Origin of the sequence: Micromonospora sp. AMSO1212t, assembly GCF_008868145.1 — a bacterium.
Taxonomy (GTDB): Bacteria; Actinomycetota; Actinomycetes; order Mycobacteriales; family Micromonosporaceae; genus Micromonospora; species Micromonospora tulbaghiae.
Map to the genome: position 1 here is coordinate 1 of NZ_WBKS01000020.1, position 22,675 is coordinate 22,675.

The 22,675-nt window shown below is 73.0% G+C and carries 17 protein-coding genes and 1 pseudogene; 7 read left to right on the plus strand and 11 right to left on the minus strand.

Going from position 1 to position 22,675, the window contains the following annotated elements:
* Positions 1-230: 230 nt before the first annotated feature.
* The 5 genes from F8279_RS08300 to F8279_RS08320 all read right to left on the minus strand — a co-directional run bounded on the left by F8279_RS08300 (position 231) and on the right by F8279_RS08320 (position 7,035).
* Positions 231-1,337 carry a glycosyltransferase family 39 protein gene (locus tag F8279_RS08300; RefSeq protein ID WP_151499574.1) on the minus strand — a complete coding sequence of 369 codons (1,107 nt, stop codon included), beginning with the start codon at positions 1,335-1,337 and terminating at the stop codon, positions 231-233.
* Between the two features lie 207 nt (positions 1,338-1,544).
* Entirely contained in the window at positions 1,545-3,869 is a 2,325-nt protein-coding gene (locus F8279_RS08305) for a glycoside hydrolase family 3 N-terminal domain-containing protein (RefSeq protein WP_091417325.1), read from the minus strand.
* Between the two features lie 39 nt (positions 3,870-3,908).
* Positions 3,909-4,775: a carbohydrate ABC transporter permease gene (locus tag F8279_RS08310; protein ID WP_091417322.1), complete on the minus strand. Its 867-nt coding sequence runs from the start codon at positions 4,773-4,775 to the stop codon at positions 3,909-3,911.
* Positions 4,772-5,770 carry a carbohydrate ABC transporter permease gene (locus tag F8279_RS08315; protein ID WP_151499575.1) on the minus strand — a complete coding sequence of 333 codons (999 nt, stop codon included), beginning with the start codon at positions 5,768-5,770 and terminating at the stop codon, positions 4,772-4,774. Before F8279_RS08315 ends, F8279_RS08310 begins: the two co-directional genes overlap by 4 nt.
* On the minus strand, positions 5,767-7,035 hold the full coding sequence (locus F8279_RS08320; protein ID WP_225853191.1) for an ABC transporter substrate-binding protein: 1,269 nt from the start codon (positions 7,033-7,035) through the stop codon (positions 5,767-5,769). Before F8279_RS08320 ends, F8279_RS08315 begins: the two co-directional genes overlap by 4 nt.
* Positions 7,036-7,212: 177 nt before the next feature.
* On the opposite strand from F8279_RS08320, the gene F8279_RS08325 reads away from it, so the two are divergent.
* Complete coding sequence (locus F8279_RS08325) at positions 7,213-8,217, plus strand: LacI family DNA-binding transcriptional regulator (protein WP_091417312.1); 1,005 nt, start codon at positions 7,213-7,215, stop codon at positions 8,215-8,217.
* 209 nt (positions 8,218-8,426) lie between these two features.
* The gene (locus tag F8279_RS08330; protein WP_091417308.1) at positions 8,427-9,620 is read left to right on the plus strand and encodes an endo-1,4-beta-xylanase; all 1,194 of its coding nucleotides are present in this window, start codon (positions 8,427-8,429) and stop codon (positions 9,618-9,620) included.
* Between the two features lie 69 nt (positions 9,621-9,689).
* Here the strand turns inward: F8279_RS08330 and F8279_RS08335 are convergent, their stop codons facing one another.
* From F8279_RS08335 to F8279_RS08350, 4 genes are all read right to left on the minus strand, one after another.
* Positions 9,690-10,250, minus strand: a complete 561-nt coding sequence (locus tag F8279_RS08335) for a DUF5872 domain-containing protein (RefSeq protein ID WP_151499576.1) — start codon at positions 10,248-10,250, stop codon at positions 9,690-9,692.
* 37 nt (positions 10,251-10,287) lie between these two features.
* Positions 10,288-10,842, minus strand: coding sequence for a hypothetical protein (locus F8279_RS08340; protein WP_151499577.1), 555 nt, complete (start codon positions 10,840-10,842; stop codon positions 10,288-10,290).
* A 67-nt stretch (positions 10,843-10,909) separates the two neighbouring features.
* Positions 10,910-11,623 carry a hypothetical protein gene (locus F8279_RS08345; RefSeq protein WP_151499578.1) on the minus strand — a complete coding sequence of 238 codons (714 nt, stop codon included), beginning with the start codon at positions 11,621-11,623 and terminating at the stop codon, positions 10,910-10,912.
* Positions 11,616-12,227, minus strand: a complete 612-nt coding sequence (locus F8279_RS08350) for an RNA polymerase sigma factor (RefSeq protein ID WP_151499579.1) — start codon at positions 12,225-12,227, stop codon at positions 11,616-11,618. The genes F8279_RS08345 and F8279_RS08350 overlap by 8 nt, the downstream gene beginning before the upstream one ends.
* Before the next feature lie 40 nt (positions 12,228-12,267).
* Between F8279_RS08350 and F8279_RS08355 the strand changes: the two genes are divergently transcribed.
* Both F8279_RS08355 and F8279_RS08360 read left to right on the plus strand, forming a co-directional pair.
* Positions 12,268-13,842 carry an FMN-binding glutamate synthase family protein gene (locus F8279_RS08355; RefSeq protein WP_151499580.1) on the plus strand — a complete coding sequence of 525 codons (1,575 nt, stop codon included), beginning with the start codon at positions 12,268-12,270 and terminating at the stop codon, positions 13,840-13,842.
* A 56-nt stretch (positions 13,843-13,898) separates the two neighbouring features.
* Positions 13,899-15,101: a sugar efflux transporter gene (locus F8279_RS08360; RefSeq protein WP_225853192.1), complete on the plus strand. Its 1,203-nt coding sequence runs from the start codon at positions 13,899-13,901 to the stop codon at positions 15,099-15,101.
* 12 nt (positions 15,102-15,113) lie between these two features.
* On the opposite strand, the gene F8279_RS08365 is transcribed toward F8279_RS08360, so the two are convergent.
* A complete protein-coding gene (locus F8279_RS08365) occupies positions 15,114-15,764 on the minus strand; it encodes a bifunctional 2-polyprenyl-6-hydroxyphenol methylase/3-demethylubiquinol 3-O-methyltransferase UbiG (RefSeq protein WP_151499581.1) in 651 nt (216 codons plus the stop codon).
* A 175-nt stretch (positions 15,765-15,939) separates the two neighbouring features.
* Between F8279_RS08365 and F8279_RS08370 the strand changes: the two genes are divergently transcribed.
* The 3 genes and pseudogenes from F8279_RS08370 to F8279_RS30945 all read left to right on the plus strand — a co-directional run.
* Positions 15,940-16,170: a DUF2188 domain-containing protein gene (locus F8279_RS08370; RefSeq protein WP_013286814.1), complete on the plus strand. Its 231-nt coding sequence runs from the start codon at positions 15,940-15,942 to the stop codon at positions 16,168-16,170.
* 235 nt (positions 16,171-16,405) lie between these two features.
* Positions 16,406-21,868: a carboxyl transferase domain-containing protein gene (locus F8279_RS08375; protein ID WP_151499582.1), complete on the plus strand. Its 5,463-nt coding sequence runs from the start codon at positions 16,406-16,408 to the stop codon at positions 21,866-21,868.
* 144 nt (positions 21,869-22,012) lie between these two features.
* Positions 22,013-22,216 (plus strand): annotated as a pseudogene (locus tag F8279_RS30945) (hypothetical protein); the annotation flags it as partial.
* Here F8279_RS30945 and F8279_RS08380 read toward each other — a convergent pair.
* Complete coding sequence (locus F8279_RS08380) at positions 22,192-22,596, minus strand: Fur family transcriptional regulator (RefSeq protein WP_013286817.1); 405 nt, start codon at positions 22,594-22,596, stop codon at positions 22,192-22,194. The pseudogene F8279_RS30945 and the gene F8279_RS08380 sit on opposite strands and share 25 nt — an antisense overlap.
* Positions 22,597-22,675: the final 79 nt, after the last annotated feature.

Genomic DNA, 22,675 nt, shown 5'->3' on the forward strand with positions numbered 1-22,675 from the left:
CGGACGTTGCGCTGCCGGCGGTCCGGATCGGCGGGCGTCCCGGGCGGGGCGGGCGCGATCGGGCGGGCGCCCGGTGTCCCGGCCGTCGTGGCGCGGGACGGGCGTGTATCGGCGGCGACGGCCACGTTTCCCCCATGGTCTGCATCCGGCTCAGGAGCCGTCCGAATGCTAAGCCGACAATCAACCGCAAAAAGGGCGAATCAGGCAGACATCGCCCGTTCGTCGACGGGTCACGACGGGAGTTGCGCCGCCACCCCGAGCACCGCGACGAGAGCCAGCACGGCGAGCGCACCGGCGGCACGCGCCCGGGACAGGGCGACCCCGCCGAGCACCGCCCAGGCCGGCACCGTGAACAGCAGGTTCGCCGCCGACCAGACCGGCACGGCCTGCGCCAGCCCCAGCAGCGCGAGCGCCGGCACCAGCGCCCAGGCGGTGCAGAGCGCGGCCGGGTACCGCAGCGGAAGGCTGAACAGGGCCAGCCCGGCCAGCACACCGCCGAGCGCGGCGACGCCGAACAGTTCCCCGGGCGTGGCCGCGAGCACCGCGGCGGCCGGCCGCGCGCCGGACGCCAGGCGCCCGCCGTCGCGCAGGGCGGAGCCGAGCAGCGCGGCGAGCGGGAGCAGCCCGAGGGCCACGGCGGCGAGCCACCGGAGAGCACCGGGGCGACGGAACGCCAGCACCGCCCAGCCGTGACCGGCGAGCAGCAGCAACGCCACCGGCTGGCACAGACCCAGCAGCAGCACCGCGCCCGCGTAGGGCAGGAGCCGGCGCGGACCCGGCCGGTCGAGCAGGGGCAGCAGCAGCCAGGTGGCCAGCACGGCGGCGAAGACCGCCAGGGCGTACGGCTGCGCCTCCTGCGCGTACCGGGTCGAGGTCGGCAGCACCGCGAAGATCACCCCGGCCGGCAGGCCGGCGGCGGGCGTGGCGGTCCGGGCGGCGAGCGCGCCGACGAGCGCGGCGGCCCCGACCATGGCCAGCAGGGACGGTACGCGCAGCGCGAGGTCCGCCGCGCCGAACAGCGCCGCCCAGCCGCGCATGAGCAGGTGGTACGGCCCGAGCGCGACGTCGCCGGTCAGCGCGGCGCCGATCCCCTGCCACTGCGACGTGGCCGCGCGCCGGGTCGCCAGTTCTCCGGCGCTCGGTCCCGATGTCGTGATCCGGGCGACGCCGAACGCGCCCATCAGGACCGCCGGCACCAGCCACGCCGCGATCCGCCATCGGAGCACGCCGGTCGCGGCGCGGACGGCGGCCCGGCGTGGCCGGTCCTCCTCGCCCCACGGGTCCTCGACCGCTGCGTCCCCGAGCCGGGGCAGGACCATGGTGTCCGCGTCCATCATCGTGACTCACGCATCCCTGTGGGTGCCGGCGACCGGGATCCAGCCGGCCGGGCGGCGAGACGCGAACCCGCGCACGGCGGGCGGCACCGGAAGCCCCGGCTCACGGGCTGGATGACATCCTGGAGCCTACTGAGTCAAAAACGACATAACGCCAATATGCGCTGAAAGGGTCCGCCGACCGCCCCGTGGACGACCGGCGGACCCGGCTCAGCGAAGGTCGGTCGTGGTCCAGCGGGGCGAGTCGGCGGTGACCGCGACGGTGTCGCCGGTCAGCGTCGTCCGCGCCTGGGCGTCACGCCGGGCGCTCGTGCCCACCCAGACGTCGACCTCACCGGGCTCCACCACGCGGGTCAGCGTGCGGTCGCTGAACGCCAGCCGCGTGGTCGGCACGGTCAGCTCGACCGTGACCGAGGCGCCCGGCTCCAGGCGCACCCGCCGGTAGCCGAGCAGCTGCGCGACCGGCCGGGTCACCGAGGCGACCAAGTCCCGGCCGTAGAGCTGCACCACGTCGTCACCGGCGACCGGGCCGGTGTTCGTCACACGCACCGACACCCGCAGCGCCCCGTCGGTCGGCACCTCGGCCGGCACGGTCAGATCGGCGTACGCGAACGTGGTGTAGGACAGCCCGTGCCCGAACGGCGCCACCGGCGTCGCCGGCAGGTTGGTGCCGTTCATACCCTCGCCCAGCTCCGGGTGCAGGTACGAGTACGGCTGCGCGCCGGCCGAGCCGGGCAGGCTGACCGGCAGCCGGCCGGACGGGTTGACCCGCCCGGAGAGCACACCCGCGATCGCCCCGGCGCCCTCCTCACCCGGGAAGAACGTCTGCACCACCGCCGCGCACCGGGTCAGCGCCCAGCCGAGCGCGTACGGGCGGCCGGTGAGCAGCACCAGGACGACCGGAGTGCCGGTGTCCAGCACCGCCTCGACGAGCTGCCGCTGCACGCCGGGCAGCTCCAGGTCGTCCCGGTCGCACCCCTCGCCGACCGTGCCGCGCCCGAACAGGCTGGCGTGGTCGCCCATCACGAGGACTGCCACGTCGGCGGCGGACGCGGCGGCGACCGCCTCGTCGAACCCGGACCGGTCCGCCGAGTCCACCGCGCAGCCGGCCGCGAAGGTGACCCGGTCGGCGCCGAATTCGCCGCGCACCGCCTCCAGCACGGTCGGCACCTCGAAGCCGGTCTCCACACCCGGGTGGTGGGCCAGCACGTGGTTGAGGAACGAGTAGCAGCCGAACAGCGCGCCCTGCCGGTCGGCGTTCGGCCCGACGACCGCCACCCGGCGGCCCGCCGGCAGCGGAAGCACGCCCTCGTTGGCGACCAGGACGACCGACTCCTCGGCGAGCCGGCGCGCGATCGACCGGTGCTCCGGCGAGTCGAGGTCGATCGCGCCCGGCGGCTGGTCGTCGAACGTGGCGTCGAGCAGTCCGAGTTCCTGCTTCTGGCGCAGGACGCGCAGCACCGCCCGGTCGACGAGCGCCTCGTCGACAGTGCCGGCCCGCACCGACTCGGTCAGGGTCAGGTAGGCGTCGCCGGTGGGCAGTTCGATGTCGAGACCCGCGCTCAGTGCCTGCACGGCCGCGTCCGCGTTGTCGGCCGCGACGTGGTGCAGCAGGTTGAGGAAGGCGACGCCGTAGTAGTCGGCCACCACCGTCCCGTCGAAGCCCCACCGGTCCCGCAGCAGGTCGGTGAGCATGGTCGGGTCGGCGGCGACCGGCACGCCGTCGATCTCGGCGTACGAGTGCATGACGCTGCGGGCGTCACCGTCGCGGATCGCCATCTCGAACGGCGGCAGCAGCACGTCGGCGAGTTCCCGGGGACCGGCGTGCACGGGCCCGAAGTTGCGCCCGGCCCGCGAGGCGGAGTAGCCGGCGAAGTGCTTCAGTGTCGCGAGCACGCCCTGCGACTGGAGTCCTCGCACGTACGAGGTGCCGATGGTCCCGACGAGGTACGGGTCCTCGGCGATGCACTCGTCGACCCGGCCCCAGCGCGGGTCCCGGATCACGTCCAGCACCGGGGACAGCCCCTGGTGGATGCCGAGCGCGCGCATCGAGGCCCCGATGGCCGCCGCCATCTCGGTGACCAGGTCGGGGTCGAACGCGGCGCCCCAGGCCAGCGGCGTCGGGAAGGTGGCCGCCTTCCACGCCGACAGGCCGGTCAGGCACTCCTCGTGCACGATGGCCGGGATGCCCAGCCGGGTGCCCGTCACCAGGTCCCGCTGGAACTTCCACAGCCAGGCCGCGCGGGCCGCGGAGTCGACCGGGCGGGTGCCGTAGGGGCGGGTCAGGTGACCCAGCCCGTGGCGGGAGAAGTCCTCGAGCCGGCCGGTGTCGGCGAACTCGCCCTGCAGGGGCGCGACCGCCTCACCGTCCTCCTTCTCCCAGAACCCGACGATCTGCGCGACCTTCTCCTCGATCGTCATGCGAGCGAGCAGTTCCCGTACGCGCGTCTCGGGGTCGTGTCCGTCCGGCCGGTCGTGGCCCGAACCTGCCTGAGCCGGTACCGGCCCGTCCACCACCGCGTGGACCTCTGTCATGGTGTGCCTTTCCACTGGTTGTGCTGGTACCGCTGCCGCTCAGCCCTTGACCGCGCCCTGGAGACCGCCCACGATCTGCTTCTCCGCCAGGGTGAAGAACAGCAGCGCCGGCAACATCGCCAGCGACGTGAAGGCGAGGACCCCCGCGGTGTCGGTGGTGTACTGGCTGGAGAAGTTCTGCACGCCCAGCGGCAGGGTGTGCAGGTTGACGTCCCCGAGGACGAGCAGCGGCAGGAGGAACGCGTTCCAGCTCGCCACGAACGCGAGGATGCCGACGGTGACGACCGCGGGCCGCGACAGCGGCAGCACGATCCGCCAGAGGAAGCCGAGCCGGCCGGCGCCGTCGATGGCGGCCGCGTCCTCCAGCTCCCGCGGGATGGCCGACAGGAACGGCCGCAGGATGACGATCGTGAGCGGCAGCGAGAAGGCCACCTGCGGAAGGATCACCGCGTAGTAGGAGTTGATCAGGTTCAGGTCACGCAGCAGGAGGTACAGCGGCAGGATCGCCGCGCCGGCCGGGAAGAGCAGGCCGAGGGTGAAGAAGGTGTAGAGCGCCTCGCGTCCCCGGAACGTGTACCGGGCCAGCACGAACGCGGCGGCCATGCCGAGCACCACCACGCCGAGCGTGGTGCCGAGCGCGACCACCGCGCTGTTGAACGCCTGCCGCCAGAACCCGCTCTGCGTGAGCACCCGGTAGTAGTTCTCCCAGACCCACGGGTCCGGCAGGCCGGCCGGGTCGTCCACGATCTGCGGCGTGGTGCGGAAACCACCGATGACGACGTACACGACGGGCGCGATCGACACGGCCGCGACCGCGAGCGCCAACGCGTACGTCAGCGGCGTGTTCCACTGCACCGGCCGGCGCCCGGCGGAGGGGGCGGGTACGGAGTTCACGGCCACTGTCACTTCCCCTTCCGGGTGATGGCGCCCTCGATGTCACGGCGGAGCAGGAACCGCTGGAACAGCAGCGCCGCGACGAAGGAGATGACGAACAGGATCACGGCCACCGCGTTGCCGTAGCCCCACAGCCGGGCGAAGAAGCCGTTGTCCACCATGTACGTGGCCATGGTGGCCGAGGCGCCGAGCGAGCGCACCGCGGGCACTGAGGTCACCCAGACCATGTCGAAGACCTGCAACGAACCGATCATCGACAGGAACATCCAGATCCGGATGGTGGGGCCGAGCAGCGGCAGCGTGACGTGGCGCTGGATCTGCCACCAGCTCGCGCCGTCGATCTCGGCCGCCTCGTTCAGCTCCGGTGGCACGTTCGACAGGCCGGCGAGCAGGAGGATGATGGCGAAGCCGACGTACTTCCAGGTGAGGACGAACAGCAGCGTCCAGATGACCACGTCGAGGTCGGCCAGCCACGCCTGCACGAAGCCGCCCAGTCCGACCGACCGCAGCAGCGCGTCGAGCGTGCCGCCGTCGGTCAGGATCAGCTTCCACATGATGCCGACGGTGACCTCGGCGAGCACGTACGGCACGAAGACCAGCAGGCGGAAGGCCGAGCGTCCGCGGAAGCGGCGGTTGAGCAGCAGGGCGATGCCGAGCGCGACGGGCCCCTGGATGAGCAGCGAGCCGAACACGATGATCGCGTTGTTGCGCAGCGCGTCGAGGAAGATCGGGTCCTGGAACGCGAGCGCGTAGTTGCGGAAGCCGACGTACTCGGTGGGCGGGCCGACGCCGCGCCAGCGGAACAGGCTGTAGTAGAACGCGAAGCCCATCGGCACCAGCACGAACAGCACGTAGATGAGGACCGCCGGCGTGGTGAGCCCGATGATCTCGTACCACTTGCGGCGGGTCTCGGCGCGGCGTGAGGCGGCTCGTGCGCCGGGCCGGAGGCCCGCCGGCGGCGCGGTCACGCCGCCGGCGGGCATACGGGTCTGCGATGCGGACGTCACTTGCTTGCGGCCGCCTTCATGGCCGAGACGACCTTCTCAGGTGTCCCGTTGCCGGCGAAGATCGCGACGATCGCGTCGTTCATCGCGTTGCCGACGGTGCTGCCGAAGGCGGTGTCGAGCCAGAGCTGCACGTAGGTGGCCGAGGAGGTGGACTCCAGGATGGACTTCAGGGCCGGGTCGGTGACGCCGTCCGCCGCGCCCTTGGCGACCGGCAGGCCGGTGCCGGTGGCGGCGTAGCCCTTCTGCACCTCGGGGCTGACGAGGTACTTGAGGAACTCGACGCACTCGGCCGGGGCGTTCTTGGAGCAGGCGAAGCCGTCGCCGCCGCCCAGGGCGGCCTTCGGGTCACCCGCGGAGCCGGAGATCGCCGGCACCGGGAACCAGCCGAGGAACTTGCCCAGGGCCGCCTTGTCGGTGGCGACGGTGTCCAGGGTGCCGCGGTTCCAGTCGCCCATCAGCTCCATCGCGGCCTTGCCGTTGGCGAGCAGGCCGTTGGCGCTGGTCGGGTCGTTCTGACCCGGCGTGGCGATGAAGTTGTTCTGGAACGGCTTGGTGTCGATGAAGGCCTTCAGGTCCTGCCCGGCCTTGACGAAGCACGGGTCGTCGAAGGTCCGGTCCTTGGTGGCCTTCTTCAGCGTGTCGACAGAGCAGGCACGCAGCGCGAAGTTGTACCACCAGTGCGCGGCGGGCCACTTGTCACCGGCGCCGAGGGCGATCGGGACGACGTTGATGGCCTTGAGCTTGGCGACCGCGGCGTTGAGTTCCTCGAAGGTGGTCGGCGGCGCCGTGATGCCCGCCTTCGCGAACATGTCCTTGTTGTACCAGATGCCCTCGATGCCCATCCGGTACGGCAGGCCGTACTGCTTGCCCTCCACCTGCCAGATCTCGGCGGCGTTGCCGATGTCGGCGACCTCGCCCTTCACCTGGTCGGTGATGTCCTTGAGGTAGTCGGCCTCGACCTGCTCGCGCATCTCGCCGCCGCCCCACGCCTGGAAGACGTCCGGCGGGTCGTTGCTCAGCAGCGCGGCGGGCAGCCGGGTGCGCTGGAGCTGGTTCGTCTCGATCGCCTCGATCTCGATCTTGACGGTCGGGTGGGCGGCGGAGAAGTCCTTGGCGACCTTCTCCCAGTACGTCTTGCCGGGCCCGTCCTGCGAGGCGTTGTGCCACCAGGTCAACGTCACCGGGTTCTTGTAAAGCTCGCTCTCGGCGGCCTTCTCGTCGTCGCCACCACCGCTGCACGCGGAGGCCAGCAGAGCGCTTGTCACAAACAGTGCCAGGACGGCACCAGCACGGCGCTTCATCGCCATAGATGTCTCCTCGACCACTTAGCCGGGTTACCTGCCGGGGAGTTTTACAGGGCCGTAACGTGAAGTCAATCGGTATCGATAACGTTTTCGACATCGTCTTCGATCCGGCCGGGAGCGCCCTCTATCATCGTCGGCGTGGTGTTCGAGCAGCGCGTCAAGATGTCGGACGTGGCACGTACGGCCGGCGTCTCGGTGGCAACCGTATCCAAGGTTGTCAATGGCCGGTACGGCGTCGCGCAGGCCACCGTCGAGCGCGTCCAGCAGGTCATCCACGAGCTCGGGTACGAGGCCAGCCTGGGGGCGCAGAGCCTGCGCAGCCACCGCACCAACGTGCTGGGCATCCTGGTCGCCGAGTTCGAGCCGTTCTCCACCGAGCTGCTCAAGGGCGCGTCCCGGGAGGTCGCCGGCAGCGGTTACCAGCTGCTCGCCTACTCCAGCGGTGACGGCGAGGGCGCGGCCATAGGGTGGGAGCGGCGCTCGCTGGCCCGGCTGTCCGGCACGCTCATCGACGGCGCGGTGATCGTGACGCCGACCGTGGTCGAGACCAAGCACGGCTTCCACGTGGTGGCCGTCGACCCGCACACCGGCCCGTCCGGCCTGCCCACGGTCGACTCCGACAACTTCGCCGGCGCGGTGCTGGCCACCGATCACCTGCTGTCGCTCGGGCACCGGCGGATCGCGCACATCAGCGGCCGGCCCGACCTGGAGTCGGCCCGCCTGCGCGAGGCCGGGTTCCGCAAGGCGATGGCCGACGCGGGCGTGCCGGTGGACGAGCGGCTCGTACGGGTCGGCGGCTTCCGCACCGAGACCGCCGCCAGCACGGCCGCCGAACTGCTCGCGCTCCCCGACCGGCCGACCGCGATCTTCGCCGGCAACGACCTCTCGGCGATCTCCACCGTGGACGTCGCCCGCGGCCTCGGCCTCGGCGTACCGGACGACCTGTCGGTCATCGGCTTCGACAACATCCCCGAGTCGGCACTCGTCGACCCTCCACTCACCACGATCCGGCAGCCGCTGCAACGCATGGGCGCCGAGTCGCTGCGCCTGCTGATCGACCTCATCGCGGGCGTCGAGCGGGACACGCACATCCAGCTCCCCACCGAGCTGGTCGTCCGGGCCTCCTGCCGCGCGCTGCGCTGAGGCACCACCCCACCCACCCGATCCGGGTGATTGACGGACGGCTATCGGCGTCCGTAATGTTTCGGGCTACTTCCGGAAGCCAGACCGGAAGTTTCGGAAGCCCGCACCGTCCGTCCACCCGGGCGCCCGCCGGTCCGTTCCACGCCGCGGCGTTCCCGGCACCGCCACCGCCGGCCCCGGCTGTGCGCACCCTCCCGAAAGGAACGACCATGAAGCTGAGACGTTGGCTCGCCGCAGGCGCCGTCGCCGTCGTGACCGCCACCGCCCTCAACGTCGTACCCGCGACGGCCGGACGGCCGTACGACCCGGCCGCGCAGAGCCTGCGGGAGCTGGCCAAGCGCCACGGCCTGTACGTGGGCACCGCCGTGGACATGGCCGCTCTCAACGACGCCGCCGAGCCGCGGTACCGCGAGTTGGCCGCGTCCGAGTTCTCCACGGTCACCGCCGAGAACGTGATGAAGTGGGAGAGCCTCGAACCCACCCGGGGCACCTACAACTGGGGCCCGGCCGACGAGCTGATCGACTTCGCCCGCAAGAACAACCAGCGGGTCCGGGGCCACGTGCTGGTCTGGCACAACCAGTTGCCCGCGTGGCTGACCAGCGGCGTCGCGGACGGCTCGATCAGCAAGGCCGAGCTGCGCCAGATCCTGCGCAACCACATCACCGCCGTGGTCACCCACTTCAAGGGCAAGATCTGGCAGTGGGACGTGGTGAACGAGGCGGTCAGCGACCCCTGGGACACCCCGTCCACCCTGCACTACAAGGGATTCTGGGCGCAGAACCTCGGGCCCGGCTACATCGCCGACGCGTTCCGCTGGGCCCGCGCCGCCGATCCGAAGGCGCTGCTGTTCTACAACGACTACAACATCGAGGCGTTCGGCTCCGGCAACCCGGCCGACGACAAGACGCAGTTCGTCTACAACATGGCCCGTGACCTGCGGGCCAAGGGCGTGCCGATCGACGGCGTGGGCGCACAGGGCCACCTGGGCACCCAGTACGGCAACTTCAGCACGCTCCAGGTGGCCGCGGCGCTGCGCAAGTTCGCCGGGCTCGGGCTGGCCACGGCCCTCACCGAGGTGGACGTGCGCAGCCAGATCACCGAGGGGGTGGAGGCCGGCGACTCCGCGGAGATCAACCCGCGCCTGCAGGCGTCCGCGGCGAACTTCAGCGTGCTGATGCAGGCCTGCCTGGCCGAGCGGCACTGCCTGTCGTTCACCCTCTGGGGCTTCACCGACAAGCACTCCTGGGTGCCCGGGGCGTTCTCCGACCCGCCGGAGGGCCTGGCCACCGTGTACGACGAGAACTACCAGCCGAAGCTCGCGTACCACGAGCTGAAGTCGGACCTGATCTTCTCCGGTCCGCCCTACGTGCTGCCGCGCATCCCGCAGCACCCGCGCCGCTAGACGACGAGCGCACCACGGCGGGGCCGGTCCGGTGACCGGCCCCGCCGCCTGTGTCCGGCCGGTCCGCGCTCACGCCGCCCGGCGCCGGCCCAGTTCCGACTCCAGCCGTCCGATGAGCGTCTTTCGGGCCTTGCCGCCGCGCTCCCGGCGCAGCGCCGCGTCGAGCTGGCGGGTGTCGAGGTCGCGGACCAGCTTGACCGCCTCGGTCACCGGCAACTCGTTGATCTGCTCGGCGGCCGTGGCGTCCCGGCGGGCCCGCTTCGCCGGGCCGGTGTTCGGCACGTACTGGCGGCCGGAGCGCGACGCGCGGCGCTTGCGGGTGTCGGTGGCGCGCCGTTCGTTCTCCGACAGCTCCTCCCACGCCTGTTCGGGCAGGTAACGGCGGGTTTCGCCGCCGTTGCGGGCGCGCGTGTCACCGCTGCGGGTCTGCCACTTCTCGCCGCCCCAGCGTTGCAGCGAGCGCTGCCGTGCGTCCTTCGGGCCCTCGAATCCCCCACCGGCCTTCTTGTACTCGTTCGTCAGCAGCTGCGACTTGCGGGCCGACCACTGCCCCGGCCGTCCGCCCTTGTCGGAGGCGCGGATCTCGGCCTTGAGGCGCTCCCGCAGTTCCGGCTCGGTGTACTTCGCCATGACGCAGCGTTACCCGGACCGGCAGCGGCCATGCCGGTCAGCGGGACGCCGGCCGGTAGACCAGATCCATCGTGTCGGTGCGGCCGGACCAGTCCAGGCGCAGCCGCCAGCACCCGGCGGCCGGCAGGTCGACGATGGACGGCCCGGGTCCGCCGTCCACCTCCCGGACGACCGGGGTGTCCGTCCCTACCCGCGTCGCGGTGATCACCAGCGGGGTCCGCCGCGCCGGATCGGACCGGCCGGTCTCGGGGCGGGCCACCCAGAGGATCTTGTTGTTCGCGCCGTCGTCGCGCGCGTGCACCAGCGGGTACGCGAACAGGATCGCGACGATGTCGCCCCGGGTGCCGAAGACGTGCCGCACCCGGGTGTCTCCGCTGAACCCGGCGTCCGCCCAGTCCGGCAGCCGGCCGGTCTCCAGCCGTTCGGCGCAGGCCGCAGGCACGGCCGGTTCGGTGGCGGACGTGGTGGCCGGAACCGTGGCGGGCGTGGTGTCCGGAACCGTGGCGGGCGTGGTGTCCGGGACAGCGGCCGGGCCGCTGCAACCGGCCAGCAGCAGGACCGACACCAGCAGGACTCTTCTCGGAACGGACATCCGGCCTCCCCCGTCGACGACTCTCGTCTTCAGGACACCGCCCGGCGCCCCGAGGTTCCCGCCGCGCTCACTCCACCGAGGACGCGACGTCGAGCGCCTGCTCACGGGTGAGATCCCCCTCCAGCCGGTAGCTCACCCCGGCCCGCTCCCAGATCAACGTGGCGGCGGACAACCGCGCGGTGGCGACCCGTTCCGTGCCCGAGCGGTCCACGTACGCCAGCGCGTGCGGACCCCCGACCCAGATCGCGAACTCGCCGCCGACCTGGGTGAGCGTCACGTCCGCCCCGGCGGACCGCTTGTGGAACACGATGTCGAGCGAGCCGTCGAAGGCGTCCAGCCGGACCGTCCCGCCGCGGTAGAGCAGGCTGACGACCCGGTGGGCGCCGGCACCGTCCGGATCGGCGACGAGCACGCGCTCCGGCGCGCCGAGTCGGCCCGGCACGCGGATCGGGAAGCGGACCTGCCGCTGCGCCTCGGCGAGCGCGACCTCGTGCTGCGCGGGCAGCGGCGAGGGCGTGCCGGTGGGTGGCGGCGCGGGTGCGGTGTCGACGACGACACCGGAGAACCGCAGCAGCCCGGTCACCGCGCCGGCGACCGCCGCCCGCCCCGGGGGCAGCGCCGCCACGAGCAGGGCGGCGAGCGCGGCGGCCAGCACGTACCGCCACCGCCGGCGCGGCGCCGGCGCGTCGAGCCGGGCGCGGACCCGCGTGGTGAGGTCGGGCGTACGCGCCGGCTCCAGCCAGCCGGTCAGCTCACGAAGCTCCCGTTCCAGGTCATCCACGTTGCGCCCCCTCCCGGTCCAGCAGGGCACGCAGCTTCGCGAGCGCCCGGTGGGTCCGTGACTTCACGGTGCCCCGGGGCAGCCCCAGCACGGTCACCGTCTCGTCCTCCCCGAGGTCGAGCAGGTAGCGGCAGACGATCACCTCGCGGTCGCGCTCGGGTAGCCGGCGCAGCGCCCCGACCATCGCGGCCCGTCGCTCGGCCGCCAGCACGGCGCCGAGCCCGTCGTCGGCGGTGACCGTCGCGACCGGGTCGGCTGCCGCCGCGCGCAGCGTCAGCCCGTCCCGCCGGTTGCGCGTCCGGTGCAGGTTCCGGGTCTCGTTGGCGACGATCGCGAGCAGCCAGGACCGGAACGACGCCTCGGACCGGTAGCGGGACAGTTTCCGGTACGCCTTCACGAACGCCTCCTGGACCACGTCCTCGGCGTCCGGACCGGCGCCGAGCAGCACCGCCGTCCGGTACGCGGACGCGGTGTGCCGGGCGACCAGGGCGTCGTACGCCTCCCGGTCGCCGGCGCGTACGCGGGTGACGAGTTCTTCGTCGTCCAGGGCAGCCTCCGCCGTCGGTCTGCTTCCATGACACCGCCCGGGGCGGCCGGGTTCCATCCGGCGTTTGACCGGGTGCCGGGCCGGAAAGAGTGGCGGGATGAGCTGGGCGAGAAGAGCCGTACCCGCAGCCGTCGCCGCCGTCGCCGCGCTGGCGGCGCGGGACCTGCTGCAACGCGACCACGCGCTGCGCCGCAACTTCCCGGTGCTGGGCCGGGCCCGGTACCTGATCGAGTCGATCGGCCCGGAGCTGCGGCAGTACATCGTGGCCGGCAACGACGAGGAGCGGCCGTTCACCCGCGACCAGCGGCGCTGGGTGTACGCCTCGGCCAAGCAGGAGAACAACTACTTCGGTTTCGGCACCGACAACGACATCGAGCACACCGCCGGCTATCCGATCATCAAGCACCGCACGTTCGGCCGGGCGGTGCCGCCGTCGACGCCGACCGCCGGGCACGACGTGACGCTGCCCTGCGCCAAGGTGCTCGGCGCAGCGCGCGGCCGGGCGCACGCGTTCCGGCCGGAGTCGGTGGTGAACATCTCCGGGATGAGCTTCGGGTCGCTGTCCGGCAACGCGGTGGAGGCGCTCAACCGGGGCGCCGCGCTGGCCGGCTGCCTGCACAACACCGGCGAGGGCGGGCTGTCGCCGTACCACCGCAACGGCGGTGAGCTGGTCTTCCAGCTCGGCACCGCGTACTTCGGCTGCCGCGACGAGCGCGGCCGGTTCAGCCTGGAACGGCTCAAGGACCTCGTCGCGGCCGAGCCGGTACGGGCCCTGGAGATCAAGCTGAGCCAGGGCGCCAAGCCGAGCCTGGGCGGCCTGCTGCCGGCGGCGAAGGTCTCCGCCGAGATCGCCGCCACCCGGGGCATCCCGGCCGGCCGCGACTGCGTCAGCCCGTCCCGGCACGCCGAGTTCTCCGACTGCGACAGCCTGCTGGACTGGGTGGAGCTGCTCGCCGCCGAGACCGGTCTGCCGGTCGGCATCAAGTCCGCGGTCGGCGACCTGGGGTTCTGGGAGGAGCTGACCACGCTGATGCGCGACACCGGGCGCGGCGTGGACTTCGTGACCGTCGACGGCGGCGAGGGCGGCACCGGCGCCGCACCGCTTATCTTCAGCGACTCGGTCTCGCTGCCGTTCCAGCAGGGCTTCTCCCGGGTCTACCGGACGTTCGCCGAACGCGACCTGCACGAGCAGGTGGTGTTCGTCGGCGCCGGCAAGCTCGGCCTGCCGGACAACGCGGTGGTGGCGTTCGCGCTCGGCGCCGACATGGTCAACGTCGGGCGGGAGGCGATGCTGGCGATCGGCTGCATCCAGGCGCAGAAGTGCCACACCGACACCTGCCCGACCGGCGTCGCCACGCAGAACGCCTGGCTGGCCCGGGGTCTGGACCCGGCCCGCAAGTCGGTGCGGGCCGCGAACTACATCCGTACGCTGCGCCGCGACCTGGTGAAGGTGGCCGAGGCGTGCGGCGTCGAGCATCCCGGACTGATCGGCACCGACTCGGTGGAGATCCTCGACGGCCGGACCTCGTCGATCCCGCTGGACCGGGCGTTCGGCTACCGGCCGGAGTGGGGGATGCCGTCGGCAGCGGACCGGGCGGAGATCGTCCGGCTGATGACGGCCGAGGCCCCGCAGGGCGGCAGCGCACCGCCCTCCCCCACCGCCGTCGGCTAGCCCGGGCAGCGGAAACTCGGTCGGCCGCCGCACCGCCGCCGCGTACAGTCCGCCGCATGGCTGTGGACACGAGGCCGGCGGTGCGCGCCGGCCGATTCCGGCTGCTCCCGCTGGGTGTGGTGTTCCTGACCGTCGGCCTGTCCACCGCCGTGGTGCTGCCGTTCCTGTCACTGTTCCTCGACCGGGAGGTCCACGCCGGCCCGTTACGGGTGACCGTGTTCCTGGTCGTCGCCCCGCTGTCCGGCGTGGTCGCCTCCGCGCTGATCGGCCGGCTGTCGGACCGCCGGCCGATCCGGCGCGCGCTGCTGGTCGGCGCCGCGCTGGCCGGCGTGGTGGGCACGGGCCTGACCGCGTACGTCCGCGACTACTGGATCCTGCTGGCGCTGACCGCGACCGCCACGGCACTGGCGAACTCGCTGTTCCCGCAGTCGTTCGCGTACACCCGGGCGCTGTTCGACAGGGACGATCCGGCACGGGCCGCGTTCGGCGTCAGCCTCATGCGTACCGTGTTCTCGCTGGCCTGGGTGGCCGGGCCGGCGCTGGCCGCGGTGCTGCTCGACGTCGGCGGCTTCCGCCTGGTGTACGGCATGGCCGCCGTCATGTACGCGCTGGCCGCGCTGGTGGCCGCGTTCCGGCTGGAGGAGCTGCCGCTGCCGGCGCGGCCGGTCGCGGCCGATTCGGACGGCGCCGCGCCCGGCCCGCCCGGCGCGTCCCGGCTGCGGCTGGCGCTGACGGCGCTCACGTTCGTCCTGCTCCAGTGCCCGCTGACGGTCGGCGTGCAGGCGATGCCGCTGTTGATCGACACCGAACTGAACGACGACCCCTCCCGCGCCGGGCTGGTGCTGGGCCTGTGCGCGGCGCTGGAGATCCCGCTGATCCTCGGGCTGGGCGCGCTGACCGCGCGGGTCCGGCTGCGGACGCTGGTCCTGGTCGGCGGCGCCTGCGGGGTCGCCTACTACGCGACCGCCGCGCTGGCGCCGAGCGTGCCGTTCCTGCTGTTCGCGCAGCCGGTGAACGCGCTGTTCATCGCCGCGGTGTCCGGCGTCGGCATCGCCTACGTGCAGGATCTGCTGCCGGGCGAGCCGGGCCGGGCCACCACGCTGTTCACCAACACGTTCCCGATCGGGGCCATGCTCGCCGGGCCGTTGCTCGGGATCTCCGCGCAGGTCGGCTACCGGTGGGCGTACGGCATGAGCACCGCGCTGTGCGCGGCCGGGCTGCTGGTGCTGCTGCTGACCCGGCCGTCCGCGCGGGCCTGACCGGCGCGGCGGTCAGCGCCGCCGCACCAGCACCACGTGGTCGATCAGCTCGCCGGTCTGGCCGTCCGGGCCGGTGGCGGTACGGCGCGCCGCGCCCAGCCGCTCGGTGTCCCAGCCGTCCGGGTCGAGGTTCATCGCGGCCAGGATCTCCTCCGGTTCGGCGAACCGGTGGTGGCCGGTGTCGGGCCCGGCCCAGGGCGGCGGCGCGCCGTGCTCGACGACGAGCAGCCGGCCGCCGGGCGCGACCGCCTCGGCCGTCGGGGGCAGCACCTTCTCCCGGGGCAGGACCAGCGTCGACTGGAAGAACTGCGCGGACACCAGGTCGTACCGGCCGGGCGGGAAGCCCTGGGTGAGGTCGTGCCGGACGGTGGTGATCCGCTCGGCCACCCCGGCCCGCTCGGCCTCCACGGCGAGGCGGTCCAGCGCGACGGACGAGATGTCCACGGCGGTGACCCGCCAGCCCTTCGACGCGAGCCACACCGCGTCGCCGCCCTCGCCGCTGCCCAGGTCGAGCACGGTGCCCGGGGTCAGCGTGCCGGCCACCTCGGCCAGGACGGGGTTGACCCGGCCGCTCCAGATCCGGTCCCGCTGGCCGTACCGCTCGTCCCAGAACCGGGCCGGATCGGTGTCCGCCGGGTGCTCGTGGTGGTGGTGCCCCGTCATGTCTGCCTCCTCGCCGCCGGTCGTCTCCCGACCGGCCCCGCCATCGTGCGTCGCCTCGGACCGAACAGCAAGGAACCTTGCCGTTCCGGCAAACCACTGAGCGATCGCAGGATTAACGCACCGCGCCCGTGGGCAGACATTTGTCATCGGACACGCGAACGAGGGAGCTGACGGCATGGCGAAGGGCGACATCGACACCTACCAGCAGGACGGGCAGTGGAAGAACCGCCCGGAGGGCAACGAGCGCGCGACCAGCCGCCACGACACCAAGGCGGAGGCCGAGGCGGCCGGCCGGGAGATGGCGGCCGAGCGCGGCGCCGAGCACGTGATCAAGAAGCAGGACGGCACGATCGGCGAGAAGAACACGTACCCCCGCAGCCGCGACCCCCGGGAGATCCCGGGCTGAGCACGCAGCGCAGACGCCATACGGCGCCGGACCCGAGCGGGTCCGGCGCCGTATCGCGTACCGACGGGTAGTGAGTGGCTGGCTAAAAACTTTTGTTCGGTTCCCACAACGGTCCCCGCTCAGGCTTCGGCCGTTACGACATGGCGCCGCCCGCGCACAGGCGGAAAGGTGAGGCGAGCCGGGGGCATCGCCGCGCCCGGCGCGCAGGAGTGGGTCAACCGAAGGGGACGGTCACGTGTTCACCCGTGTCGCCATCGTCAACCGTGGTGAGGCCGCGATGCGGCTCATCCACGCGGTCCGGGAACTGGCCGCGGAGACCGGCAGCCGGATCGAGACCGTCGCGCTGTACACCGACGTCGACCGTACCGCCACCTTCGTCCGCGAGGCGGACGTCGCCTACGACCTGGGCCCCGCGTCCGCCCGCCCGTACCTCGACCTCAAGGCCCTGGAGCGCGCGCTGGTCGAGACCGGCGCGGACGCCGCGTGGGTCGGCTGGGGTTTCGTGGCCGAGGACCCGGCGTTCGCCGAACTGTGCGAGAAGATCGGCGTGACGTTCGTCGGGCCGAGCCCGGACGCCATGCGCAAGCTCGGCGACAAGATCGGCGCGAAGCTGATCGCCGAGGAGGTCGGCGTGCCGGTCGCGCCGTGGAGCCGCGGCGCGGTGGAGAGCCTGGAGGACGCGCTGCGCGCGGCGGCCTCGATCGGCTATCCGCTGATGCTCAAGGCCACAGCCGGTGGCGGCGGGCGCGGCATCCGGGTGATCCGCAGCGACGCCGAGCTGGCCGACGCCTACGAGCGCACCAGCCAGGAGGCGGCGCGGGCGTTCGGCAGCGGCGTGGTGTTCCTGGAGCGCCTGGTCACCGGCGCCCGGCACGTCGAGGTCCAGGTGATCGCGGACGGCCAGGGCACCGCGTGGGCGCTCGGGGTACGGGACTGCTCGGTGCAGCGGCGCAACCAGAAGGTGATCGAGGAGTCCGCCTCGCCGGTGCTGAGCCCGGACCAGACCGCGGAGCTGAAGGCGTCGGCGGAGCGCTTGGCGGTGGCGGTCGGTTACCGGGGCGCGGCCACTGTCGAGTTCCTCTACCACCCGGGCGACCGGCTGTTCGCGTTCCTGGAGGTCAACACGCGCCTGCAGGTCGAGCATCCGATCACCGAGTCGACCACCGGATTCGACCTGGTCAAGGCGCAGCTGCACGTGGCCGGCGGCGGCCGGCTGACCGGTGAGCCGCCGGTCGAGCGCGGGCACGCCATCGAGGCGCGGCTCAACGCCGAGGACCCGGACCGCGACTTCGCCCCCTCCCCCGGCCGGATCACCCGGCTCGACCTGCCCGCCGGGCCCGGTATCCGGGTCGACACCGGGGTCAGTGAGGGCGACACCATCCCGGCCGACTTCGACTCCATGATCGCCAAGATCATCGCGTACGGCCGGGACCGGGACGAGGCGCTGGGCCGCCTGCGCCGGGCCATGGCGAACACCACTGTGGTCATCGCCGGCGGCGCGACGAACAAGAGCTTCGTGCTCGACCTGCTCGACCAGGCCGAGGTGATCGACGCCAGTGCGGACACCGGCTGGATCGACCGGGTACGCGGCGAGGGCCGCCTGGTCGCGCACCGGCACTCCGCCGTGGCGCTCGCCGCCGCCGCGATCGAGGCGTACGAGGAGGACGAGACCGCCGAACGGCAGCGGCTGCTGTCCACCGCGGCCGGTGGACGTCCGCAGGTGCAGCACCGCAGCGGCCGGCCGCTGGACCTGAAGCTGCGCGGCGTGACCTACCGGATGCGGGTGGCCCGGGTCGGCGCGCACCGGTTCCGCGTCGGCGTCGAGGCCGGGGGCGACGTCCGCACCGCCGACGTCGAGCTGGACCGCTTCGACCGGCACACCGGCCAGATCGCGGTGAACGGCGCCCGCTTCCGCCTGCTCACCGACACCCACGGCCCGATCCACCTGGTCGAGGTGGACGGCGTGACGCACCGGATCAGTCGCGACGAGGGCGGCGTGCTGCGCTCCCCCATGCCGGCGCTCGTGGTCGCCACGCCGCTCCAGGTCGGCGCGGAGGTCGAGGCCGGCGCGCCGGTGCTGGTGCTGGAGGCGATGAAGATGGAGACGGTGCTGCGGGCGCCGTTCCGGGCCCGCCTCAAGGAGTCGTCGGTGGCGGTGGGCACCCAGGTGGAGGCGGGCGCGCCGCTGCTGCGCCTGGAGCCGGTCGCCGAGGACGACGCCGAGGCCGCCGACGGCCCGGCCGGTCCCGTTGTCGAGCTGGACCTGCCCGTGGCGCCGGCGGACGTGCCGGCGCGGTCCCGGGCCGAGCGCGGCCAGGAGGACCTGTGCGCCCTGCTGCTCGGCTACGACGTCGACCCGCACGACGAGCGCCGGGTGCTCGACGACTACCTGGACGCGCGGCGCGCGGCCACCGAGGCGGGGCACCGGCCGCTGGCCGAGGAGCTGGAGCTGGTGAACGTCTTCGCCGACCTGGCCGAGCTGAGCCGCAACCGCCCCGGCGACGACGGGCCGGCCGGGCACGTGCACAGCGCCCGCGAATACTTCCACACCTACCTGCAGAGCCTCGACGTCGAGCGGGCCGGTTCCCCGGAGTCGTTCCGGACCCGCCTCGCGAAGGCGCTCGCCCACTACGACGTCACCGAACTGGACCGCTCCCCCGAGCTGGAGGCCGCGGTCTTCCGGATCTTCCTGGCCCAGCAGCGGGCCGCCGCGGACGCCGCGGTGATCGCCACGCTGCTGCGCTCCTGGCTGCGCGAGCCGCCGCCGGACGAGGCGCTGCGTGAGCCCGCCGGCCTCGCGCTGGAGCGCCTCGTCGCGGCGACGCAGGTCCGCTTCCCGGTCGTCGCCGACCTGGCCCGGGGCGTGGTGTTCGCCTGGTTCGCCCAGCCGCTGCTGCGCCGCAACCGGGCCCGCGTCTACGCCCAGGTCCGCACCCACCTGCGGCACCTCGACGCGCAGCCGGACGCGCCGGACCGCGCCGAGCGGGTCGCCGAGATGGTCCGCAGCACCGAACCGCTGGTCCGGCTGCTCGGTCAGCGCCTGGTCCGCGACGACCTGGACAACGTGGCCATGCTGGAGGTGCTGACCCGCCGCTACTACGGCAACAAGGCGGTCACCGAGGTCCGCACCCGCACCACCGGTGGTTGCACGTTCGTGGTGGCCGGGCGGGACGGGTCGAGCGTGGTCTCGGCCGCCGTACGCTTCGACGCGCTCGGCGACGCGCTGCGCGGCCTGGCCGAGGTGGCCCGCGACTGCGAGGCCGTCGACGCGGACGTCTACCTGGCCTGGGAGAACCAGCCCGAGGACCTGGACGCCACCGCCGCCGCGCTGCTGGACGTGGTCAACGCGCACCCCCTGCCGCAGCAGGTACGCCGCCTCACCACCACCGTGGCCGGGCGCGGCGGCGCGGTGATGCACCACCACGTCACGTTCCGCCCCGCCGAGGGCGGCGGGATGGCCGAGGAGCGGCTGATCCGCGGCCTGCACCCGTACATCGCGCAGCGGATGCAACTGGAACGGCTGCGCGAGTTCGACCTGACCCGGCTGCCGTCGCTGGACGAGGAGGTCTACCTGTTCCAGGCGGTGGCCCGGCAGAACCCGTCCGACCAGCGGCTGGTGGCGTTCGCGCAGGTGCGTGACCTGACCGGGCTGCGGGAGCAGGACGGCCGCCTGGTGGCGCTGCCGACCACCGAGGACACGGTGGCGGCCTGCATCGACTCGATCCGCCGGGCGCAGTCGCGGCGGCCGTCGAAGTCGCGGTTCCCGACCAACCGGATCGTCGTCTACGTGTGGCCGCCGAGCGAGCTGACCCGCGAGGAGATGGAGCTGATCGCCGGGCGGGTACGCCCGACCACTGTGGGCGCCGAACTGGAGGAGATCCTGTTCATCGCGCGGCAGCGCGACCGCCGTACCGGCGAGCTGACCAAGGTGGGCGTGCGGATCACGTTCGACGTGAGCGGGCACGCGCAGCTGACGGTGGGCGAGCCGCCGGCCGAACCGGTCGAGCCGCTGGACGACTACCGGCTGAAGGTGCTGCGCGCGGCCGGCCGCAACACGGTCTACCCGTACGAGCTGACCGGCCTGCTGGGCGACTTCGTCGAGCACGACCTGGACGCCGACCACCAGCTGGTGCCGGTGGACCGGCCGAAGGGCCGCAACACCGCCGCGATCGTGGCCGGAGTGGTGACCACGCCGACGCCGCGGCACCCGCAGGGCGTGACCCGGGTGGTGCTGCTCGGCGACCCGACCAAGTCGCTGGGCGCGCTGTCCGAGCCGGAGTGCCGGCGGGTGATCGCCGCGCTGGACCTGGCGCAGCGGATGGGCGTGCCGCTGGAGTGGTACGCGTTGAGCGCCGGCGCCCGGATCTCGATGACCTCCGGTACGGAGAACATGGACTGGGTGGCCGCGGCGCTCAAGCGCATCGTCGAGTTCACCCAGGACGGCGGTGAGATCAACATCGTGGTGGCGGGCATCAACGTCGGTGCCCAGCCGTACTGGAACGCCGAGGCGACGATGCTCATGCACACCAAGGGCGTGCTGGTCATGACGCCGGACTCGGCGATGGTGCTCACCGGCAAGCAGTCGCTCGACTTCTCCGGCGGCGTCTCCGCCGAGGACAACTTCGGCATCGGCGGCTACGACCGGGTGATGGGCCCGAACGGGCAGGCGCAGTACTGGGCGCCGGACCTGCCGGCCGCGCGGGACGTGCTGATGGCGCACTACGACCACACCTACGTCGCGCCGGGCGAGCACGCCCCACGCCGGGCCGTCACCATGGACCCGGTGGACCGGGACGTCTGCGGCTACCCGCACGCGGTCGCCGGCAGCGACTTCGCCACGGTCGGCGAGATCTTCTCCGCCACCGCCAACCCGGACCGCAAGAAGCCGTTCGACATCCGTACCGTCATGCGGGCGCTCGCGGACCAGGACCACCCGGTGCTGGAGCGGTGGGCCGGCATGGCCGACGCGGAGACCGCTGTGGTGCAGGACGTGCACCTCGGGGGCATCCCGGTGTGCCTGCTCGGCATCGAGTCCCGCTCGGTGCCCCGGCACGGCTTCCCGCCCACCGACGGCCCGGACACCTACACCGCGGGCACGCTGTTCCCGCGCTCGTCGAAGAAGGCCGCGCGGGCGATCAACGCGGCCAGCGGCAACCGGCCGCTGGTCGTGCTGGCCAACCTGTCCGGCTTCGACGGCTCACCCGAGTCGATGCGCAAGCTGCAACTGGAGTACGGCGCGGAGATCGGCCGGGCGATCGTCAACTTCCGCGGCCCGATCGTGTTCTGTGTGATCTCGCGCTACCACGGCGGCGCGTTCGTGGTCTTCTCCAAGGCGCTCAACCCGGACATGACGGTGCTGGCGATCGAGGGGTCGTTCGCCTCGGTGCTCGGTGGCGCGCCCGCCGCCGCCGTGGTGTTCGCCGGCGAGGTCGCCGCCCGCACCGCCGCCGACCCCCGGGTACGCGACCTGGAGGCGAAGGTCGCCGCCGCGGCCGGCACCGAGCGGGCGACGCTCACCGCCGAGCTGGACGAGCTGCGCTCGTCGGTGCGGGCAGAGAAGCTGGGCGAGGTGGCCGCCGAGTTCGACCGGGTGCACAGCATCCAGCGCGCGGTCGAGGTCGGTTCGGTCGACGCGGTGATCCGCGCCGCCGAGCTGCGTCCCCGTGTCATCGAGGCGATCGAGGCGCGCCTGCGCTGACACGTTCCACCGCCGGACGGCGGGCGGGCCTGCGGGTCCGCCCGCCGTTTCGCGTGCGCCGGTGCCTGACGGGCTGCCGGTCGCGTGGCGCGCTCAGTTGGTAATGGGAGCCGTGTTCGTTAGCGCTCCGGAGGAGACATGTCGTTCGCCGACAACGTGGTGCCGCCGCCCGGCGACGCCGAGCGCGGGCAACTGCTGCGCGCGCTGGCCGGCGACGCGATCCGCGCCGGCCTGGAGCGGCACTTCGGGGTGACGCCGGCGTTCCGGAACTGCCACCGGTCGCCGCGTTCCGTCCCGGCGCGGGCGGGTCACCGCGCGAGGGCTCAGGCGGCACAGCGGTCGCAGGTGCCGAAGATCTCCAGGGTGTGCCCGACGTCGGTGAAGCCGTGCTGCGCGGCGACCTGGTCGGCCCACCGCTCCACGGCCGGGCCGGCCACCTCCACGGCCCGGCCGCAGCGGCGGCAGACCAGGTGGTGGTGATGGCGGCTCTGGCTGCACCGGCGGTAGAGGTGCTCGCCGCCGGGCAGCCGGGCCGAATCGATCTCGCCGTTGTCGACGAGCATCTGGAGCGTCCGATACACCGTGGTGAGGCCGACCTTCGCCTGCCGCTGGACGAGCATCTGGTGCAGCTGCTGCGCGCTGTGGAAGCCGTCCAACTCCCGCAGCAGCGCCAGCACCTCGGCGCGCTGGCGGGTGTTGCGGGTCGCCCCGGTCGTCGCCTGGGTCACCGTCGCCTCCCTCGTCCGGGCGCCCGCCCGGCACCCTCGTCCGGCCGCGGCCGCGCCCGGCGCGCCACGTGACACCCGG

Coding starts and splice junctions, on each gene's coding strand:
- F8279_RS08365 (WP_151499581.1), bottom strand. CDS start 15,764: ATGACGGGGCACCACCACCACGAGCACCCGGCGGACACCGATCCGGCC.
- F8279_RS08300 (WP_151499574.1), bottom strand. CDS start 1,337: ATGATGGACGCGGACACCATGGTCCTGCCCCGGCTCGGGGACGCAGCG.
- F8279_RS08340 (WP_151499577.1), bottom strand. CDS start 10,842: ATGTCCGTTCCGAGAAGAGTCCTGCTGGTGTCGGTCCTGCTGCTGGCC.
- F8279_RS08335 (WP_151499576.1), bottom strand. CDS start 10,250: ATGGCGAAGTACACCGAGCCGGAACTGCGGGAGCGCCTCAAGGCCGAG.
- F8279_RS08370 (WP_013286814.1), top strand. CDS start 15,940: ATGGCGAAGGGCGACATCGACACCTACCAGCAGGACGGGCAGTGGAAG.
- F8279_RS08305 (WP_091417325.1), bottom strand. CDS start 3,869: ATGACAGAGGTCCACGCGGTGGTGGACGGGCCGGTACCGGCTCAGGCA.
- F8279_RS08360 (WP_225853192.1), top strand. CDS start 13,899: ATGGCTGTGGACACGAGGCCGGCGGTGCGCGCCGGCCGATTCCGGCTG.
- F8279_RS08330 (WP_091417308.1), top strand. CDS start 8,427: ATGAAGCTGAGACGTTGGCTCGCCGCAGGCGCCGTCGCCGTCGTGACC.
- F8279_RS08350 (WP_151499579.1), bottom strand. CDS start 12,227: ATGGAACCCGGCCGCCCCGGGCGGTGTCATGGAAGCAGACCGACGGCG.
- F8279_RS08355 (WP_151499580.1), top strand. CDS start 12,268: ATGAGCTGGGCGAGAAGAGCCGTACCCGCAGCCGTCGCCGCCGTCGCC.